Genomic DNA, 18,773 nt, shown 5'->3' with positions numbered 1-18,773 from the left:
TGAACAGGAAAGTTTGCAAAATGGTGATGCAAGGCAGAACAGTAAATCTGAACGCATTCCCTCTAGTTTTACTCAACAGCCAGCGGTGATGGAATATGTCACAGAACATATCATTGAAACTGCTGTTGCCGAACTCAAGGGTACACAGCCTTTTAACCTGCTGAGGCACTATGCTCTCACCAAAGCCAGCGCCAGCGACTATATTCGCGAGAGCCAAATTCGGCTAATTCTGGAACCGATCGCGACTCAGTTAAGCAGCGCATTTGGTTCCACCGCTGCCCTTAGCCAACACCTCCAGCAGCAGTTGCAACAACTAAAAAACACTTCTGAAGTTTATCCAGGATATGCAGCAACCAACCTGCTGAGTTTGCTCAATTACCTCCAAATTGATCTGAGTGGATGGGATTTTTCTCATCTACCCATCTGGCAGGCGTATCTCCCGGAAACCCCACTGCATCAGGTTAATTTCACCGAGTGTAATTTCACCGGGTCTGCCTTTGCTCAAACCCTCAGCAGTTTAGTCAATGTTGCCTTTAGTCCCGATGGTCGTTTGATGGCAAGCTGCGATTCAGACGGTAGAATTCACCTCTGGGATGCGGCTTCTGGGCAACCGAAGCTAAGTTGGCAGGCACACAACGAGTTTGCTTGGGAGGTATCGTTTAGTCCTGATGGTCAAACGATCGCCAGCGGCAGTCCTCACGATTCTTTGATCAAACTCTGGGATGTGCAAACAGGAAAGCTGTTGCGTGAGCCGTTTCAAATTGTGAAGATGAGCTGGGCAGTGCAGTTTAGCCCTGATGGCAAATGGCTGGCGATCGGTGAAGAAGAGGGATTTTTGGAACTGTGGGATGTCGAGACGGGAACTTGCTTGACATTCCTAGAAGGGCATTCTGACATTGTTCACTCGGTTGCCTTCAGCCCCGATGGCAAACGGTTGGTGAGTGGGAGTGACGATTGTGCCGTACGGCTCTGGGATCTTTCAACTTTCAGTGAAATGCGTCAATTTGAAGGACATCACCACACGGTGTTGTCAGTCTCCTTTAGCCCAAATGGTCAGTGGGTTGCTAGTGCCAGTTGGGATAAAACCGTGAGACTATGGCATTTGGCAACCGGAGAATCCATCTGCTTCGAGGGACATACAGACCTCGTTTGGTCAGTGTCCTTTAGTCCGGATGGTTTGCTCCTGGCGACTGCTGGACAGGATCAGACGATTCGCCTGTGGGATCTGCAAACCGAGCAGCCGCTCCGCACATTGCTGGGACATCGAGCCTGCGTGACTGCGATTGCCTTCAGCCCTGATGGCAAAACCCTGTTGAGTGGTAGTGCCGATAGTGTGCAGAAAGTGTGGGATGTCACCACTGGACAGGCTTTGAAAACCTGGCAGGGACACCTTAGTCGCGTCTTGTCTGTTGCATTTAGTCCCGACGGTCAACACATTGTCAGCGGCAGCGCCACAGATTTACTGGTTAGGCTCTGGAACCCTCTAAAGGGTACCTGCCTCAAAACCTTTAACGAGCATACCCACTGGGTTTGGGATGTGACCTTTAGCAGCGATGGCAAAACCTTTATCAGCGGCAGTTCCGACGGCACGATTAAGGTTTGGGATGTCCAAACCCAACAGTGCATCAAGACGCTGCATTGTCACACCAATTGTATATTTGGTACAGCGCTCAGTTCCGATGGACAGGTTCTGGCAAGTACCAGTAATGATGCTACGGTTAAACTCTGGGATCTATATACCGGAACTCATCTGCACACGCTGGTTGGACATGACTTTCCGGTGTGGCATGTTACCTTTAGCCCCGACGGACGCTGGCTCGCCAGTATCGCTAAGAATGGAATCGTGCGACTGTGGCAGGTCGAAACGGGCACCTGTATACAGGTTTTCGATCAGCACGATCTACTGGGGTTTGAAGTAGAGTTTTGTGCTGATGGACAAACCTTGATTGGCATCGGCAGTGATGACAGCATTAAGCAGTGGGACATTGCCACAGGACAATGTCTGCAAAGCTTGAAAGGGCATACTGCAATGGTGCGATCGCTCGCCCTCCGCCCCCCTTCATCTAATAGCTCACAACTCCTCGCCAGTGGTAGCGCTGACAATACGATTCGCCTGTGGGATTTGGATTCTGGAAAATGCTTAAACGTCTTACAAGGTCATACAGGTATCATCTTTTCGGTTGCGTTTGGGTGTGATACCACGGGACGATTGCTGCTTGCCAGTGGCAGTTTCGATGAAACGATTCAACTTTGGGATGTAGAAACGGGTGAGTGCCTGCGAGTTTTGAAGAGCGATCGAATCTATGAAGGCATGAACATCCAGGGAGTGACAGGTTTAAGCAGCGGACAGAAAGCAGTGCTGAAACAGTTGGGTGCGATCGAGTATGAGCGAAGGTGCTGAATTTGAACGCGCGGTCGCCTCTACGAAGAGATGAATATCTTTGGTGCGACTGGGTTAACAGAAACACAGCACATAACGCTAAGGGTATTAGGGTGTACGCTTTTACAGAGAATGGCGTATCTTTCAAATTCGTGCGCGGCATCACAAGCGTATAACCCGTGCAAGACAAGGATTTTATTATTTTTGTTCCCTTAGTACATATCAAGTCTCACTATCAAATTCATGGCGCAAAAGCTTTATACAACTGCCCAGAATGAGGCATGTTCGTAAAACATGGGATATACGCCACGAATTTGAAAGCTGCGCCATGTTTTGTAAAAACGTACAACAATAGTTAAAACTTTATCTGTCAGTCCTCAGAGCCAGGTTTCATGAGAGCCTTTTTTAGGAACGCCTTTCGAGATCTCCGATGAAGCGATCGCCCATTTGTTCTGCTTACTAAGTGTACAGTGACTTTTTATTTGACGTGGAGACACATTAGTGTCGTTGAAAAAGTAAAGCTAAAGCTGGTCTGCTTTTTGGACTCAAGTCAGATTGGCAATGCTGATGGACAGATGCTAGTCCACTGAGCAACTTCTCCCTGTAATCCTGCAACAGGGGAGATGTTGCTCGACGACACAAATTTGTCTCGATGTCATTTAATTTGGCACTGTACAGCAGAATAGACAGGCAAGGCAGATTTTATATTTTATCTCTTGCTCAGACTTAAGTTGACAATACCCATTTAGGGTAAGGTCAGAGAAAATTGAGCCTTCCTACCTTCTCATGTTTGCGACACAACCCGATTTAGCGTAGCTTCTACTTCTGACTTGCCAAGGCAAGATGAATACCAAGCCCAACGAAGACTATTCCAGTAATGCGTTGCCTCCATGCAGCAAACTGAGTATTTTGTATCAGTCTCCGCATAAATGTACAGGTGGCTAAGATCAACAGAAACTCCAATATCACTCCTACTACCGCAAGAATGAAACCCAGTAGAAGAAACTGAAGTGCGACAGACCCCTTGCTTGGATCAATGAACTGAGGTAGAAACGCCAGAAAAAATAGTATCTCTTTAGGGTTTAAAACACTTATCACTAGAGCCGTTGTAAAGATGCGTCTATTTTCAGTCAGCGTTGCCAGGGTTACTCTCGACTCTGATAAACGATCTTCTTGAACAAGGATTGCTTTGACACCAAGATAGACTAAATAGATTGCGCCAAAGTACTTAATTACCGTAAAGGCGATCGCAGATTCTGCGACGATGGTTGACAAGCCAAGAGTCGCTGCTGAAGTGTGTACTAATGTGCCAGCACTCAGTCCAAGGCTGGTCAAAATGCCTGCTTTATGACCGCCAGCAATGCTCTGCGTCACCACAAGGGTTTGTCCGGGACCGGGAGTGGAGATTAAAGCGATGACTGCAGTTAGATAGGTTATGAGTCTAGTGGGGTCAATCATTTCCTTTCCTTAACTCGGTAAATGCTCATATCAATGTTTTTTGAGGCTGTATGGATTAAGCTTTGTACCTGTAGATGAGCAATAAATCAGCGGAATGAGCAAATGGATAACATAAAGCCTCAGGTCTGCTTTAAAGAATGTTTAAAAAGTTGACTGTAGAATGGGCTAACGACAGCGCGACCCTTGCAACCGTTGGTTCCCTGCTTTAATCCAACCTACGTCATCTTCAATTTAATTGCCCTACTTACTTGCAGATATTTGTATGTTAATCAAACAGTACCGATAATGGCTGTGCTAAGTTATTGGAGTTTTCTGCTGACTTAACTGAGTAAAACTGAGTTTGTAATTGTACAAAACTACAGAGTGCTCATATAACAGTCCTAAATTAGTTGTAGGATGAGCGGATTGTGAGAGACACACCCCAACGGGTGAATAAGCCTGCACCATTTGTGGCTGACAGCGCTCCAGTAGTAATGACAACTATTACCTCCCGTTCCGGTGGTTCTGTTGACAACTATTACCTCCCGTTCCGGTGGTTCTGTCGCAAGAATTATGGTTCCGTTGCAAAGACTTTAAAGTGACAAACGAGTTGGTCTCGTTCGTGTTGTTTAAGCAATCACTCCGAAAATTTCATTGATAAACTCTACTTGAGATACGCTGTCCCCTTGGTTAACCTCCTTCGCTTGTCCTTTGTGAATCATCGCCATTGCTTCGATTCCTCTCAATGTTCTTCTCGCTGTGTTGAACGACTGAAATCCCATCATTGGTTTTACAATCCGCTTCACGTTGCGGTGGTCTTGCTCAATCATGTTGTTCAAATATTTGCTTTGCCGCAATTCGGTCTCGGCTTTTAACGTTTTATCTTGCTTCAATTCATCCATCGCAACGGGATAGGCAGCATTCTTATCGACGGTGATCACCCGTGGAGTTTGAGTGTGCTTGGCTTTCAACACTTTACGGAAAAATCGTGCCGCTGCTTTCCCGTCTCGCTTCGCACTGGGCATAAAATCCAAGGGATTGCCCTCCGCATCCACTGCTCGCTACAAGTATTTCCACTCTCCTTTGATTTTGATGTACGTTTCATCCATCCGCCAGGAATCATTCGCGGGATTGAGAAAGGGACGAATGCGTTTGTCGAGTTCGGGTGCATAATCCTGCACCCACCGATAAATTGTCGTGTGATCTACTGTCACGCCGCGCTCCGCCATCATCTCCTCTAAATCCCGGTAGCTTAAGGAATAGCGACAATACCAGCGCACATTCAGCAGGATGATATTGGACTGGTATTGTCGCCATTTGAACGGAGCTTTAGGATCAACCACGGAACGTCAATTTTCTCTCAATAGGCTCAAACTCTATCATTTTTTGCAACAGAACCAGCAATCCCCCAACTCCATAATTTTGTTAGTCAAGCAGGATATAAATAACCAAGGATTAAGTATAGATTTAGAAGACATTAAGGTTTGGGAGTAAAAGAAATCTTCTCAAAAAAATGCTTTTACTTGAAACAAATACGTCTTTCAGAAGAGATGCGAATCAAAATATTAAAACTATCTTTGTTCGTAGTAAACACAACTGGATATTGCTCATTTTTAGTTCCACAGTCTGAAGCGGCAAAACTTTTTACGAGGACTAATAATGTTTATTTTAAGGCGGTTGAATTCTAAGCTGCTTGCCTATTTAAGCGTCACGCTATTTACGGTTACGCTGTTTGTTAGTCCGCCTGCATTTATGCGTCAGCTCCCGTTTTTCAACGCATCAACTCTAGTTCACGCTAGTGTTCAATCTCTCCCAAGCGATTTTATCTCTGCGGATTTAATCGCTTCTGCACCCTCTGAGCCTCCGCTGACCGAGGAGGGAGAGGAAGAGGAAAAATCAGTTGATTTCTTTAGAATTGCAATGGGAGCGATCGCTGGCTTAGTGCTATTTATCTATGGAGTTACTCGATTAGCGGAAGGGCTGGAGGATGTGGGCGAAGCAAGGATGAAAAACCTACTGAGCAAGTTTACAACAAACCGCTTTGCTGGGGTCACAACTGGAATTGTAGCAACAACTTTTCTAGAGTCTTCATCAGTCACAATTATTCTTGTAATTGCAATGGTGAGTGCGGGAATTCTTACCTTTGTGCAGTCTCTAGGTGTTGTCTTGGGCTCAAACATCGGTACTGCTGTCGGCGCACAAATCATTTCGCTCAATATTGAGCTATACGTTCCTATTTTGATGTTTGCAGGACTGCTGGTGTTTTTCTTAGGCAGGACTGAACGCTGGAAAGCGATCGGCATTGTTTTGCTAGGCTTTGGGCTGATGTTTTATGGACTGGAAGCGATCGATTCTGCAATGGAACCGTTTCGCGAATATGAGCCGTTTCTAAACCTGATGGAGCGATTAGGTGAAAATCCGTTGCTTGGTGCATTAGTGGGGGCAATTTTTACCGTTATTGTTCAATCTTCTTCAGCGACTGTAGCGATTGTTGTCACCCTTGCTGGTTCCAACTTAATCGGGTTGGCCGCTGGGATTGCAATTATGTTGGGCGCAGAAATTGGCACTTGTGCCGATACGCTGGTTGCGACGATTGGACGAGGTAGCTACGCGCTACGAACTGGATTGTTTCACCTGCTGTTTAATCTCGTCAGCGCTACGTTGGGCATCTTGTTTGCATCCCAGCTTGCACAGCTTGCACAGTTGGTTTCGGGTGACGATGTGGGACGGCAGATTGCAAATGCTCAAATGATGTTTAATATTATCGGTGTTGTTGTAATGATAGGTTTTTTGCCAATCGTAGCTCGATTGCTCACAAAGCTAGTTCCTGAAACTCAAGCTGATCGCGAGCGAGCGCAGCGACAAACCGAAAAACATCAAGCTAATACAGAGACATTGCAACCTACCTCTGTTTCTCGCTAATTTGCTTCTACAGAACCTCTCGTACTGTTTCATGCGTGAACTCCAACCCGCGCAGTAGGAAGAATTCGGCAATGTCTCTAAAGCTCAGCTTGTAACGGAACCGACAGAGCAGCACTTGGAACACGATATCGGGGGGCACCTCGATGAAATTGAAAGGGGTACCGGTGCGTTCATTGCAGGTGCGATAGCACGCCTTGCAGCGAAACATTGCGTAACCTAAATCAGTGGTGCGTTGCAATCGAGTAGTGTGAGTCGAGCTGCAGTGAGGACAGTTCATCGAAGGCGGACTGAACGGAAGTTGAGGGCAGAAGCTAGTTTATCAGGCAGGGGCTTCTACCCTCAATTTGAGTACTCAGTTCTGACAGTTTCGACATCGGAGGGCAAGGAGGAAAGTTTGAGTCTGCTTACTTTACCATTGACTGGTTTTTGCGACACAACCGAAAATTGAGCCTTCCTACCTTCTCATTTTTGCAACACAACCTCTGGGTTAGCCGCCAAGCGACCATCTTCCATGTAGACAATGCGATCGGCGATGTCTAAAATTCGGTTGTCGTGCGTGACTAATAAGATGGTGCAGCTCTGCTCTTTAGCAAGTTTTTGCATAATTTCTACAGCATCGCGACCTGATTTTTTATCAAGTGCTGCTGTCGGTTCGTCGGCTAGGACGATCTTGGGTTGACTCACCAAGGCACGGGCGATCGCCACTCGCTGTTTTTGCCCGCCCGACAGGCTATCAGCATAATAGTCTACCCGTTGTTGTAGCCCTACTGCTTCTAGCATGGCAACGCTCATTCCATCAACGTCGCGATCGAACATTTTCTCATGCAGTTCCAGTGACATCCGCACATTTTGTTTAGCCGTTAGAAAGGTCAATAGATTATGTGCCTGAAAAATATAGCCAATGTTGCGACGAAGTTGAGCCAACTGTTGTTTGCTGGCATCGTGCAATTCTTGACCGAGAATCTTGAGGCTGCCTTCTTGAGCCGAGCGCAATCCACCCATCAGTGTTAGCAGCGTTGTTTTGCCAGAGCCAGAGGGACCCGTCATGATAATGATTTCACCTGCATAAATATCTAAATTGATGTTAAACAAGGCTTGTTTGCGGAGTTCGCCGCTGCCAAAGTAGTGATTAAGCTGCCGGGCAGAAATAACTGGTTCTGCTACTGTCGAGTAAGATTGATCGAACGGCCAAGTTTGAATCATTGCTTTTGTTCTTATATGTGTGTAAGCGATCAAAAAAATGGACGACCTAAAGCAAAAGCAATGCAGTCTACAATCAGGAGGATACCTAAGCCAATGAGTAGGAATCGCAATATTTTGTGTCCCCATTTCTGCACTGATCGATTAATCGCCTGGATCAAATTAAGACTATGTTCGCCCAGTCCGATATAGAGTCCTAAGAGAGCAATGAGCGGGAAGACAAAGATCGCGTTGTAGATTGCCAGAATACTCATTGTGGTTAAGAGATCAAACTGCGATCGCACAATGCGCTCGATCGCCGCTAAGTAAGGCAGTGCAGTTGGGAAATCCCAAAGCGTTGCAGCGCTACCAAATAGGAAGGTTTGAGCGATCGTTAATTGAGCAGGGCGTTTAGCTTTTTGGGAATCAGCAGCATTTCTAAGGTTCCAGCCCACCAGGAGTAGAACGATGCCAATGATCAGTTGCAACGTGTACATTAGTGAAGGTGGCAAACCTGGTAAATTGATGGTCAACCGACTTGCTCCAAACGCCACTACCAATCCAGCTGTCCAATAAGTGATAAATACTCCCGCAATAAATGAAACTGAGCGAGGAGCTGGGTTAGGAGTACTGAGCAGATACATTTGGACCGCTGTAGTAGTAGGGTTGAGGCTGTCTAGTGCCGCGATTGCAACAAGATAAGCAAGTAAGGATGGCATCTAATTACACCAGGTAAGAACTAGAAAATATCAGCCGGATCAGCAGACTGCAGTTTACGCATTGCAATTCCTCCTGATGCTGCACACATAACAATCGTCAAGGTCAACACAAGCATCGCGCGGCTGAGTGTCATACCAATCGGTAGAAAAGTGGCAGCGGCCGCGACCGAATACAGCCCGACCGAAATGATAAATCCTGGAATAAATCCTAGAACTGCCATAATCAGCGCTTCCTGGATGAGTACGCCAATCAAGTAACCGTCGCTATAGCCCATTGCTTTCAACGTGGCATATTCTGGCAAATGGTCTGATACATCAGAGTAGAGAATTTGATAGACGATAATGGTGCCAACGATAAAACCAATGATTGCGCCAAATCCAAACAAAATCCCGATCGGACTAGTGGTTTCCCAATATTTCTTTTCGTGTGCAATAAACTCTTCATGCGTCAGAATTAGAACACCTTTAAGCTCCGATTGCATTGCAGCCTTAAATTGCTCAACATCGGTGCCCGGTTTCAACTGGATGGCTCCAATATCAATTTCATCGGGCTGGCGGGCTGGAAAGAGCCGAAGGAAAGTTGAATGACTCGTAATGACATTCCCATTGGCAGCGAATGATGCTCCCATGACAAACGTTCCAACGACCTCGACTTGAAAGTTATTAAATTGAATTGGCACCGAGCCGGACTGCTGAAGTTCTTCAACTACATTGCCAAAAAACTGTTCCGCACCAGCGCGATCGTAGAGCATTCGGTTCAGCAACTTCAATTCATTCTGGTGTGCTTGTACATCTGGCAGGGTGATCGCTGAGTTATGAGGATTAATCGCAAACACCATGGTGGGCTGATTCTTTCGAGTTTGAGCATTGCGCCACTCGCCCTGACCAATATAGAGATAGTTAATCGATTCAACTTCTTTAGCTCCTGCTGCCTGATATAGTTGCTGTCTGGGAAAGCTTCTGACTACATTTAGGCTCTCAAACAACGGATTAATCAGAAACAGATCTCCTTGCAGCGAGGTGTAGGGTTTCACGACAGACTCAAACAGGGCATCGAGCAATCCCAATTGAAAAAACATCAAAATATCGGCGAAGGCAATTCCCGCTAAAGCCACCGCAAGACGGGTTTTTTCCCGTTTTAGCTGAAACCATGCCAGAGGTGTTTTACGAAATAGGTTACGCAACATAGGTGACTCTTTTCTACGCTTTAGACCAAACCATGACGGAGAGCAAAAACAACTGCTTGAACGCGATTATCGACTCCAAATTTGTTGAAAATACCTCTGACATGCGTTTTGACAGTATTAGGACTGACATACAACACCTCAGCAATTTCAGTATTACTTTGTCCTTCAATGAGTAACTTGAGAACTTCCATTTCACAGGTTGAAAGTCCCTCTAGATTGGTTGTGTACAATGTCTGCATCATCTTCTTTGCCCAGTTAGGGTAAGGTGTGAATCAACCGATGAGTTGCCAACGAGAATATGAGCGCTTTAGGGTTGAATGGCAACCTGCACTTGCAAATTCGTTAGCCCTGAGACTTGATCGCTGCCGGCTGCATTCAAACGAATTCTGACTTTCACCACCCGCTGATCCAGGTTCTCTCCCGGCTGATTGTTGAAGATCTCCTGCTGACTCACTTGCAGCCCAATTTCCTCGACTGTGCCACGCAATTCTCCAGAGAAAGGTTCACCTGTAATCACTGCCTGTTGCCCGATGCGAATTTCTTTGATGTCACTTTGATAAACTTCGGCAACTACTCGCATTTGGCGGGTTTGCCCCAGATCGGCAATGCCTTTTTCATTAACCACTTCCCCCGCCTTGGCATAGATTTCCAGAATTTGTCCTGCTTGGGGCGATCGCACCTCTGCTTGTCTCAAATCCGCTTTTGCTCGTTGAGCTACGGCGATCGCTTGCTCCACTTTTGCCTGTGCAGTCTGCACATCGATTGGGCGCACTTCGGCAATGCGATTCAGGTTAGCTCTAGCTGACTCAATCTGCGCTTGCAATGTATCAGTCGTTCGGCTTTGATTTGCTTTGCCCTCATTGAACTGCGCTTGCGCTTTTTGGAAAGCTAATCGCCTCTGGTCAAATTGAGATGCAGAGATTGCTCCTTCCTGATAGAGCGATTGATAGCGGTTGTATTCAGAGCGGGCATTATTAACCTCAGCCTCTAAACTTGCTAAGGTCGCTTGCTGTCGCCGAGTTTCACCTGCTAATTCCGCTTGCAAACGCCCAATCTCTGCTTGTTGTGCTTCAATTTCACCCGATTTTGCCCCAGCTCTAACCTGAGCAAGCTCTGCTTGGGCAACGGCAACTTGTTGTTCGGCTTCTAGGAGAGCGCCTTGTAACCGATCGTAGCTGTCTAGAATCGCAATTACTTGATTAGCTTGGACTCGATCGCCCCGTTTGACAAGCAGTTGAGCCACGCGATCGTTACTCAGCGTGGCTGGAACTGACACTTTTGTCACCTCAGTTTCAGGCTCCAACCGACCCAGCGCCACAATAGATTGAATCGTTGGGGTAATCTGAGTGTTCTCTGCTGGCTTCTCTACAACAAATTGCGAAATGCCATAGTAAGCAATTCCTGCTGTAGCAGTAGATGCAACAACGATCAAGGCAAGCATCCAATGATTAGATGGTTTGGATAGTAACTGTAAATTCATGGTGATCACGCAAGTGGTATCGGATAGCGGAGACGATGAAATTTGACATTTCAAATTAAGCAACAAGCTTGAGGCAATTACTCAACTCATTGAGTGGAAACTGGTATTGCACCAGGTTCAAAAGTTTTCTTGAGAGCCTTATTCACAACTAGAAAGACAACTGGAATTAACAACCAGACCAAATCTGACAAATCTGGGCTAACCAGTGCAACTGGAATTGACACCAAGGCACAGATAGGTTCGATCAATGCTTTCACTTGAATTGATCGAATGATTCGATGATCTAAGTCTCTATCCACTAAACGACGTTGGTGAGTTGCATAGATCCAGCTTGTGAATGAGAGAAAACCAATCAGGCAAATATTGGCACTAAACCAGATCTTGGCGAACGGATTGCTGGATAGCCTAAAGACCAAATCATTTGAGAACGGAATCACCAATAAACTCATCAAGTACAAGGTATAGATCAATGAGTGAGTTTCATTAGTCCGCTTGAAGTAATTAAACTGTTGAGTGTGGTTGATCCAGTAAAAAGCAACCAGAATAAAAGTGATGACGTAGATGCCAAGAGACTTAAGCTGTCCAATCAGAAATTGGTTGACTTCCAAACTTGACAGTAATTGAACGGTTTCTGGCAGTCTAAACTCCATGAAGGTGATTGCCATCGCCAGGGCATAAACACAATCGCTCAGCCTTGCTAAAGAGTGAATGGCAGTTTGAGAATTTGAGTAGTCTGGCTGCATGGCTGGTTAGGATGATTCATCTACAGACCATCTAAATCCATCCGTAGCGTTTCTGATACCTATAGCTATCATTGAAACGGATGACACTTGTCATGTCTAACCTTGATAGGTGTCATACCCAGATTGGCAGGCGATCGCGCAAACTAGATAGAACAGGATGGTTAATCTATTCAATGAATCTAGACGCTGGCTCCTCTCCATCACTCCGTCGGACACTGCGCTTTGGCGAATGGCTCCTGCTACTGATGACAATCTTGATTTATGTGCTTGATGAAGCCTCCACACCTGAGCTAATCGTCAAATGTATCGCGTTTAGCACGCTCTTTTTCTGTCTCAGCTTTATCTTGCCGCTCGATCGCCCGCTTGGGCCGCGCCGCGCTTATGTTGCGCTGGAAGTGGGGTTAACGGGCGTTGCGATCGCCTCTGGAGTCGAACTTAGTTTTGTACTTTATCTACTACTGATCAAGGCGTGTTTCTTATTGAGCCGCCGCGAAGTTATTTTGACCAATATTATGGGTGGAGTGGTCTGGTTGGCTAGTTTTGCCTGGCTATATCCGTCACTAATTCAACGAAAACTCCCAGAGTTTGATAGTGTCACTTTGCAGTCTAGTTTGTCCATCACACTGCTACATGCGTTGCTTTACTACGCCAGCGCCAGCATTTTTGTTGTTCTCCTTGGCTTTGTCATCGTGGCAGAACGCGAAAGCCGCCAGCAGGCAGAAGCATTATCCCAGGAGGTTGAAGTGTTGGGTGCCAAACTAGAACGTCTGCGGATTGCGCGTGAAATTCATGATTCCTTAGGGCATACTCTCACCTCATTGGGAGTACAACTGGAAGTTGCTCAGAAATTGCGCGATCGTGATTTAGCCAAGTCCTTTCACTCGGTAGACAATGCCGCCTTATTAGCAAGCCAATGCCTCGAAGATGTGCGGCAACTGGTACAAACGATGCGCTGGCAGTCAGGCTTCAATCTAGATGAGGCGCTACGTGAGCAAGTTGAGCAGATACGCCAGCAGGGAATTGCGACTCAGATTAATTTAAGTTTGCCTGCCCTCTCCCTGCAATCGAGTTACCAGCTTTACTGCATTTTGAAAGAAGGCTTGATTAACATTCAAAAGCACGCCAAGGCAGCTCAAGTGAAGTTGCGGGGAATGGTTGACTTAAACACGATTGTTGTGACGCTGCAAGATGACGGTCAGGGATTTGATCCGGAACAGCCATTAACCGGCTGTGGTTTACCAGGAATGCAGGAACGGGTAGAACTCTTGGGTGGAACCCTTAAAATTAGTACAAGTTCCGAACAGGGAACGCAAATCAAAATTGTTATTCCTTATGATTCGAGTGCTCGTCGTTGATGATCAATCCTTTTTTCGAGAAGGGTTAGTTGCGTTGTTGTCGCTAGAGGCAGACATCGAAGTTGTCGGGCAGGCAATGGATGGGAGAGTGGCGATCGATCTGACCGGAAAGCTTCAGCCGGATGTGATTCTGATGGATATTCGGATGCCCAATTGCGATGGAGTCACGGCAACCCATGAAATTCTCCGCAGCTATCCCTGGATTCGCATTCTTGTGCTAACCACGTTTGACGAAGATGACTATGTGTGGAAATTATTGCAGGCAGGGGCGACTGGATATTTGCTTAAAAACACCCCCTCTGGGCAGGTGGCAGATGCCATCCGCACGATTCACAGAGGACACAGTCAGCTCGGACCAACGATCGCAGCCAAAGTCCTTGCCCAACTGCAACCGCCTGTTAGTGCCACCCCAGTTAATCTAACGCTGAGTGATCGAGAGTTGGATGTCTTGAAACTGTTGGGGCAGGGAAAGACGAATCGTGAAATTGCTAAAACCTTACATATCACTGAGGGAACGGTCAGAAATTACATTAGTCGGATTCTTAGCGAGTTGAACGTAAGCGATCGCACTCAAGCCGCACTTTGGGCAAGCGAAAATTTAGACCCGCGATCGCCTTAGCTAGTGCAGATGGTTCCTTCGCCAAAGCCAAGAATTCGGGGTTTTATTAAATTTACGATCCTTAGTGCATCTTCAGGAGACCTTTTTTGCGAGCGGGTCTAACAGAGGACAACCAAAATAATCACATATTCTGGTCTTTAATTCCTGTGCGTTCAACTTATGTTGGGGTTCGACAATCGCTCGTTTCGCATGAATCCATTTAGGTTCAATTGCATTCAACCAAGGACTCTTGACGGGAAGCTTACAAACAATTAATCGCACTCCAATTCCGGTTTGCTTCACTTGACGATTGTGATTACGAATCCATTGCTTCACTTGTTTGGATAAATGCCATGTTGCATTATCCCAAATCAAGGGCATAACTCGTTTGCCCATCGCACTCACTTAAATCGTCACCCACTCCAAGAACTGGCAAGTCATCTCACTAACTGGACGTTGCCCAACAAAGCGCACCAGCATCTGGGACGATGCTCTCAGGGGCACTGTCAACTTGACCCAAAGGTAGAATAATCGTACTGATCTCACGCCGTTCGTAACATCTTGCTCATGTACTCCCGTCATCGATTTCCCGGCGAGATTATTAGTTATTGCGTCTGGCTGTATTACACCTTTCCTTTGAGCTACCGAGATATCGAGGAAATGATGCTGTATCGGGGCATTGAGGTAACCTACGAAACGATTCGGGAATGGTGCCAGAAGTTTGGGCAGCAATACGCGAATCAGGTGCGGCGCAAGCGTTCTTACGTCACCGACAAATGGCACCTCGATGAGATGGTGGTGACGGTCAAAAAACAGCAATATTATCTGTGGCGGGCAGTGGATAGTGAGGGAAACGTGCTAGAGGTCTTACTGCAACGTCATCGGGACACAGAGGCAGCGAAGCGGTTCTTCCGCAAGCTGCTGAAGAAACAGGGCTTTGTGCCACGGGTAATGGTGAGCGACAAGCTGAAGAGTTACGAAGCGGCGAAGAAACAGGTGATGCCGAGTGTAGAGCATCGACAGCACAAGAGATTGAACAATCGAGCCGAGAACTCGCATCAACCGACCCGAGTGCGGGAGCGACGAATGCGACGCTTCAAATCTCCAGGACAAGCGCAACGATTTCTTTCTACTTTTGACCCGATTCGTGCACACTTTCATCCCAAACAACACGAACTGAGTGCGAAACGATATCGAGAACAACTGCGCCAACGCTTTGACGATTGGTGGGAAATCACCTGTGTGAAAGAGGCTGCGTAAACTTGAGCGAGACTGACGATTAGGGGAATTACGTGCTTAATTTTAAATATTCCCGGTTAAGTTGATAGTGCCGCTCTATCGTGGCATTGAGGTGAGCTATGAATCAAGCCGGAAATGGTGTCATAAGTTTGGGCAGCAATACGCCAAGCAGGTACGGGGCAAACGTCCGTATCTCACGGATAAGCGGCATCTCGATGAGGTCGTGATCACGATCAAAGGACAGCAGTATTACTTGTGGCGTGCAGTAGATTCAGAGGGCAACGTGCTCGATGTTTTGATGCAGCAGCATCGAGACAAAAAGGCAGCCAAGCGATTTTTCCGCAAGCTCCTGGAGCAGCAAGGCTTTGGTCTACGGGCGATCGTAAGCGACAAGTTGAGAAGCTACGAAGCTGCCAAGAATGGGATGCTCAAGCGCGTAGAGCACCGACAGCACAAGGGGTTAAATAACCCTTGCAGAGAACTCGCATCAGCCGACACGAACACGGGAGCGACGCATGAGGAGGTTCAAGTCACCTGAGCAAGCGCAACGATTTCTTGCCGCCTTTGAACCGATTCGAGACCACTTCCACCCAAAGCAACATTAGCTGACTGCTCATCGCTATCGTGAACAGCTGCGCCAACGAATTGAAGATTGGCAAGAGATTGTTGGCTTGAAATCTACCGCATAATCCTGCCATTCCAACTTGCCAAGAATTATCGTGCTTATTCTTTAATTTCTTTGATTAAGTTGATGATATCGTCTGTAGCTGTGAAACCCTTGCTACCGTCGATAGCAGACTGGTCTTTGTCGTAGTTGCCACTGACGCACCAATAATTGTGACGAGTCCACGGCAGACTCAGGAGCAGACTTGATTGGGTAGTCATCCTCATCCTGCGCTGACTGGCACAGATCCAATCGGATCGCAGCGCCCCCTCGATCGCCGTGCCAGTTGTTACGGCGCTAACGAAACGAAGTAGCCAGATCTAGGCTGTCTTGGGTGAGGGTACTTCAGATACAACCAGCGCTCCTACTCGGGTCCGTCACTTGCTAGGCTGAAGCAAGTGTACTAGTGACAAAGACTGTGAGCAACTGCACGATTGTCTGGTTTCGCCGCGACCTGCGCCTGTCTGACCATGCTCCCTTAGCGCGAGCCGCCCGCCGAGGAAGGGTGATTCCTGTCTTCGTGTTCGATCGTGCCCTGCTGCACCACCCCGAAACTGCACCCGCACGTGTCGCCTTCATGCTGAAGTGCTTGCAATCGCTTGACCAAGATTTGCGCGATCGCGGCGGGCGGTTGATCCTGCGCTTTGGCGATCCAGTTAAGGTGCTGCCGCAACTGATTCACGACACGCAAGCAGACGGCATCTATGCTCACATCGACTTCGAGCGCCTGTACGGTCGGGTGCGCGATGCTCGCCTCAATCATGCTCTCGCTGAACAAAACCTGAAGATTCGTTGGTTTGAGCCAGTAGGTACAACCGCAGAACTCGTGACCACTGGTCAATATCGGCAGTTGTGGTCCGAGCAGATGAGCGAGGCGCTCGTCTCCACACCGACTTGTGTGAATGTGCCGCCCGATGTGCCCAGTGAACCACTCCCTACACTGACCGACTTGGGACTGGTCGATGACGGCAAGCCCATCCCCCCCGCGGGTACACAGGCTGCATCCAAGCTGCTCGCTCGCTTCCTGGAGCAGAAGACACAGCGTTACTACTGGCAGCTATCCTACCCCAGCGCCCATGCCACCAGCGGACTCAGCCCGCACCTTAAGTTTGGCGTCATCTCCTTGCGCGAATGCTATCAAGCCGCCCAACAACTGAAAGCATCACCGGATGAGCGAGTCCAGCGCAGCCGCCAGCAGTTTGTTTCACGGCTGCGTTGGAACAGTGGTTTTGCTCAGCGCTTTCGCTACCTGCCGCAGATGGAGGTCAGGTCGCTCTACCGTCACTTCGACGAAGAGGGCTTCGCCTTCGATGAAAATTTGTACCAAGCGTGGCAGCAGGGGCAAACGGGTTTTCCAATCGTCGATGCTGCCGCTCGCTGCCTATTAGCGACTGGAGGCTGGCAAGCGTTCAACTTTCGCACTCGTGCCTGCTATGCCAGCTTCTTGAGCAACCTGCTGGGCATGGACTGGCGCTACGGGGCATTGCACTTTATGCGACATCTCATCGACGGTGATTGTCCAATCGATCATTACCAGTGGGCGATGCAGGCTGGAATTACCTCAGCGGTCGACAAGAGTTGGACGCGCATCTACAATCCCGGTCAAGCTGCGGTGGATCGCTTTGACCCACAAGGACAGTTCATCAAGCGCTGGGTGCCCGAACTGCGGCATCTGCGCCCGAATCAGCTTGGCTCACCCCCAACCACCAAGGGTTATCCTGCTCCTATCCTTGACTACAAGCAGGCACGAGCGCAGCGCGTTAAGCAACTTCAGCGCCAGCGACAGGTGTTCGTTGAGCAGTCCGATATCATGCCGCATCTTGCGCCTCTCCCCGCTAGCTTGGTGCCGTTTGGCAGCGATGGCCTCGCCTCCTCTGGGCGGGTTGTTTGTGATGTAGTTTGGGCAAGCGGAGATAATCATCACCTATTTCCGCTTGCGATCGACTTAACCACCCTTAATGGGGAGCAAGCCGCGATTTTGAGAAGCTGGTTTGTTGCACCAGTTACCTCGTCTCCAGTCGAGCGTGCCAGCCAGCAGACGACAGGAGTGATGCAGTTTAATCTCCTGTAGTGTGCTCTGGATGATGTGATGCTCACTACGGTGGGTGATGCGTGTCAATCTTGAGGAGAGCTTCGATGTTCTGACACGCATCACCACTCAACCGGTTCTGTCGATTGCAGATACGAACGGACGAGCGATGCAGACAAGTCCAAGCGAATTGACCCACAACGCCTTGTGTACGGGGTGGCTTTGTTTGCGGTGCTGTCGTTTCACAGGCGATCGCCATGACAAAAATGGTCATTCTAGGCAACACCTCATAATCAGGTTTTGGACTGATGCGAGCGTCATAAGAACCTTCACCTCCTGGCGATCGCCTGTGGGTTGAAAAGTATGGGCAATGATGCAGCGATGCAGTAGAATCTTGGGTCAATTACTGCACGGAGGTTGAATCATGTCAGAACCAATATCCAAATCCGTTAACCAGACCGTCATTAACCTGCTGACTCTGTTGGCACAGCAGGGCGACCCGGAGGCGATCGCCGCCCTTGAGCGGGACAATAGTTCTGATGGTGAATTAGAGCCGGCTGATGGCGCTGAGGCTGGAGCGGTGAAGATTATGCTCGATACAGCAGATACCGATTACCTCATCACCGAGCATGGTGTAACCGCAGCGCCAAAGTCAGACCAACGGGAGACGGATATCCTCTAAATCCGCGTTTGCGTCAAACTTTGTAATACCGCTTATCCAACGTGACTTTGATTTTTTGCACCTGTTAACTGACCCACCTACTTTGGCAGCAGTTTGTGCAACGCGGATTATCAGACCGAGGCAGTATGGGTCAAACAGATTACTACTCATTCTGTCCCT

General features: G+C 48.0%; 18 protein-coding genes and 2 pseudogenes. 8 read left to right on the top strand and 12 right to left on the bottom strand.

What is annotated here, in order from left to right:
* The coding region (locus H6F93_RS19665; RefSeq protein WP_190684227.1) for a WD40 repeat domain-containing protein at nt 1–2,401 on the top strand (2,401 nt) is incomplete at its 5' end.
* A 798-nt stretch (nt 2,402–3,199) separates the two neighbouring features.
* Here the strand turns inward: H6F93_RS19665 and H6F93_RS19660 are convergent.
* From H6F93_RS19660 to H6F93_RS19655, 3 genes and pseudogenes are all read right to left on the bottom strand, one after another.
* Nucleotides 3,200–3,838 carry a LysE family translocator gene (locus H6F93_RS19660; RefSeq protein ID WP_190640992.1) on the bottom strand — a complete coding sequence of 213 codons (639 nt, stop codon included), beginning with the start codon at nt 3,836–3,838 and terminating at the stop codon, nt 3,200–3,202.
* Between the two features lie 385 nt (nt 3,839–4,223).
* Nucleotides 4,224–4,352: a hypothetical protein gene (locus tag H6F93_RS34755; protein ID WP_277882869.1), complete on the bottom strand. Its 129-nt coding sequence runs from the start codon at nt 4,350–4,352 to the stop codon at nt 4,224–4,226.
* 94 nt (nt 4,353–4,446) lie between these two features.
* A pseudogene (locus tag H6F93_RS19655) lies at nt 4,447–5,160 on the bottom strand (IS6 family transposase).
* 316 nt (nt 5,161–5,476) lie between these two features.
* On the opposite strand from H6F93_RS19655, the gene H6F93_RS19650 reads away from it, so the two are divergent.
* A complete protein-coding gene (locus H6F93_RS19650) occupies nt 5,477–6,739 on the top strand; it encodes a Na/Pi cotransporter family protein (protein ID WP_190684225.1) in 1,263 nt (420 codons plus the stop codon).
* A gap of 462 nt (nt 6,740–7,201) precedes the next feature.
* Here H6F93_RS19650 and H6F93_RS19645 read toward each other — a convergent pair whose 3' ends face one another.
* From H6F93_RS19645 to H6F93_RS19620, 6 genes are all read right to left on the bottom strand, one after another.
* Nucleotides 7,202–7,942 carry a DevA family ABC transporter ATP-binding protein gene (locus H6F93_RS19645; RefSeq protein WP_190684222.1) on the bottom strand — a complete coding sequence of 247 codons (741 nt, stop codon included), beginning with the start codon at nt 7,940–7,942 and terminating at the stop codon, nt 7,202–7,204.
* A 29-nt stretch (nt 7,943–7,971) separates the two neighbouring features.
* A complete protein-coding gene (locus H6F93_RS19640; protein WP_190640995.1) occupies nt 7,972–8,637 on the bottom strand; it encodes a GAP family protein in 666 nt (221 codons plus the stop codon).
* A gap of 20 nt (nt 8,638–8,657) precedes the next feature.
* On the bottom strand, nt 8,658–9,824 hold the full coding sequence (devC, locus tag H6F93_RS19635) for an ABC transporter permease DevC (protein WP_190640996.1): 1,167 nt from the start codon (nt 9,822–9,824) through the stop codon (nt 8,658–8,660).
* A 20-nt stretch (nt 9,825–9,844) separates the two neighbouring features.
* Complete coding sequence (locus tag H6F93_RS19630) at nt 9,845–10,066, bottom strand: response regulator transcription factor (RefSeq protein WP_190640997.1); 222 nt, start codon at nt 10,064–10,066, stop codon at nt 9,845–9,847.
* A gap of 65 nt (nt 10,067–10,131) precedes the next feature.
* Nucleotides 10,132–11,304 carry an ABC exporter membrane fusion protein gene (locus tag H6F93_RS19625; protein ID WP_190640998.1) on the bottom strand — a complete coding sequence of 391 codons (1,173 nt, stop codon included), beginning with the start codon at nt 11,302–11,304 and terminating at the stop codon, nt 10,132–10,134.
* 86 nt (nt 11,305–11,390) lie between these two features.
* Complete coding sequence (locus tag H6F93_RS19620; protein ID WP_190640999.1) at nt 11,391–12,047, bottom strand: TMEM175 family protein; 657 nt, start codon at nt 12,045–12,047, stop codon at nt 11,391–11,393.
* A gap of 80 nt (nt 12,048–12,127) precedes the next feature.
* On the opposite strand from H6F93_RS19620, the pseudogene H6F93_RS19615 reads away from it, so the two are divergent.
* Together H6F93_RS19615 and H6F93_RS19610 are read left to right on the top strand one after the other, a co-directional pair.
* Nucleotides 12,128–13,321, top strand: a pseudogene (locus H6F93_RS19615) (sensor histidine kinase); the annotation flags it as partial.
* A gap of 58 nt (nt 13,322–13,379) precedes the next feature.
* Nucleotides 13,380–14,021: a response regulator transcription factor gene (locus H6F93_RS19610; protein ID WP_190684219.1), complete on the top strand. Its 642-nt coding sequence runs from the start codon at nt 13,380–13,382 to the stop codon at nt 14,019–14,021.
* A gap of 72 nt (nt 14,022–14,093) precedes the next feature.
* On the opposite strand, the gene H6F93_RS35350 is transcribed toward H6F93_RS19610, so the two are convergent.
* Nucleotides 14,094–14,381 (bottom strand): transposase, encoded by a 288-nt coding sequence (locus H6F93_RS35350; RefSeq protein WP_347277331.1) that lies wholly within the window; start codon nt 14,379–14,381, stop codon nt 14,094–14,096.
* Nucleotides 14,382–14,567: 186 nt separating this feature from the next.
* Here H6F93_RS35350 and H6F93_RS19600 point away from each other — a divergent pair, with 186 nt between their 5' ends.
* Both H6F93_RS19600 and H6F93_RS19595 read left to right on the top strand, forming a co-directional pair.
* On the top strand, nt 14,568–15,260 hold the full coding sequence (locus H6F93_RS19600) for an IS6 family transposase (RefSeq protein WP_190641001.1): 693 nt from the start codon (nt 14,568–14,570) through the stop codon (nt 15,258–15,260).
* A 67-nt stretch (nt 15,261–15,327) separates the two neighbouring features.
* Entirely contained in the window at nt 15,328–15,777 is a 450-nt protein-coding gene (locus H6F93_RS19595) for an IS6 family transposase (RefSeq protein WP_347277330.1), read from the top strand.
* 185 nt (nt 15,778–15,962) lie between these two features.
* Here the strand turns inward: H6F93_RS19595 and H6F93_RS19590 are convergent, their stop codons facing one another.
* Nucleotides 15,963–16,124, bottom strand: a complete 162-nt coding sequence (locus H6F93_RS19590) for a hypothetical protein (protein WP_190684216.1) — start codon at nt 16,122–16,124, stop codon at nt 15,963–15,965.
* A 185-nt stretch (nt 16,125–16,309) separates the two neighbouring features.
* On the opposite strand from H6F93_RS19590, the gene H6F93_RS19585 reads away from it, so the two are divergent.
* The gene (locus H6F93_RS19585) at nt 16,310–17,974 is read left to right on the top strand and encodes a cryptochrome/photolyase family protein (RefSeq protein WP_347277329.1); all 1,665 of its coding nucleotides are present in this window, start codon (nt 16,310–16,312) and stop codon (nt 17,972–17,974) included.
* A 25-nt stretch (nt 17,975–17,999) separates the two neighbouring features.
* On the opposite strand, the gene H6F93_RS19580 is transcribed toward H6F93_RS19585, so the two are convergent.
* Nucleotides 18,000–18,335, bottom strand: a complete 336-nt coding sequence (locus tag H6F93_RS19580) for a hypothetical protein (RefSeq protein WP_190684212.1) — start codon at nt 18,333–18,335, stop codon at nt 18,000–18,002.
* Nucleotides 18,336–18,356: 21 nt separating this feature from the next.
* On the opposite strand from H6F93_RS19580, the gene H6F93_RS19575 reads away from it, so the two are divergent.
* The gene (locus tag H6F93_RS19575; RefSeq protein ID WP_190641004.1) at nt 18,357–18,614 is read left to right on the top strand and encodes a hypothetical protein; all 258 of its coding nucleotides are present in this window, start codon (nt 18,357–18,359) and stop codon (nt 18,612–18,614) included.
* Nucleotides 18,615–18,773: the final 159 nt, after the last annotated feature.

The organism is Leptolyngbya sp. FACHB-671, assembly GCF_014695745.1.
Lineage (GTDB): Bacteria > Cyanobacteriota > Cyanobacteriia > Elainellales > Elainellaceae > JAAUTN01.
This window is presented reverse-complemented; position numbering and strand designations above follow the sequence as displayed.

Coding starts and splice junctions, on each gene's coding strand:
- H6F93_RS19590 (WP_190684216.1), bottom strand. CDS start 16,124: ATGACTACCCAATCAAGTCTGCTCCTGAGTCTGCCGTGGACTCGTCAC.
- devC (WP_190640996.1), bottom strand. CDS start 9,824: ATGTTGCGTAACCTATTTCGTAAAACACCTCTGGCATGGTTTCAGCTA.
- H6F93_RS19630 (WP_190640997.1), bottom strand. CDS start 10,066: ATGATGCAGACATTGTACACAACCAATCTAGAGGGACTTTCAACCTGT.
- H6F93_RS19620 (WP_190640999.1), bottom strand. CDS start 12,047: ATGCAGCCAGACTACTCAAATTCTCAAACTGCCATTCACTCTTTAGCA.
- H6F93_RS35350 (WP_347277331.1), bottom strand. CDS start 14,381: ATGCCCTTGATTTGGGATAATGCAACATGGCATTTATCCAAACAAGTG.
- H6F93_RS19640 (WP_190640995.1), bottom strand. CDS start 8,637: ATGCCATCCTTACTTGCTTATCTTGTTGCAATCGCGGCACTAGACAGC.
- H6F93_RS19650 (WP_190684225.1), top strand. CDS start 5,477: ATGTTTATTTTAAGGCGGTTGAATTCTAAGCTGCTTGCCTATTTAAGC.
- H6F93_RS19600 (WP_190641001.1), top strand. CDS start 14,568: ATGTACTCCCGTCATCGATTTCCCGGCGAGATTATTAGTTATTGCGTC.
- H6F93_RS19575 (WP_190641004.1), top strand. CDS start 18,357: ATGTCAGAACCAATATCCAAATCCGTTAACCAGACCGTCATTAACCTG.
- H6F93_RS19625 (WP_190640998.1), bottom strand. CDS start 11,304: ATGAATTTACAGTTACTATCCAAACCATCTAATCATTGGATGCTTGCC.
- H6F93_RS19610 (WP_190684219.1), top strand. CDS start 13,380: ATGATTCGAGTGCTCGTCGTTGATGATCAATCCTTTTTTCGAGAAGGG.
- H6F93_RS19660 (WP_190640992.1), bottom strand. CDS start 3,838: ATGATTGACCCCACTAGACTCATAACCTATCTAACTGCAGTCATCGCT.
- H6F93_RS19645 (WP_190684222.1), bottom strand. CDS start 7,942: ATGATTCAAACTTGGCCGTTCGATCAATCTTACTCGACAGTAGCAGAA.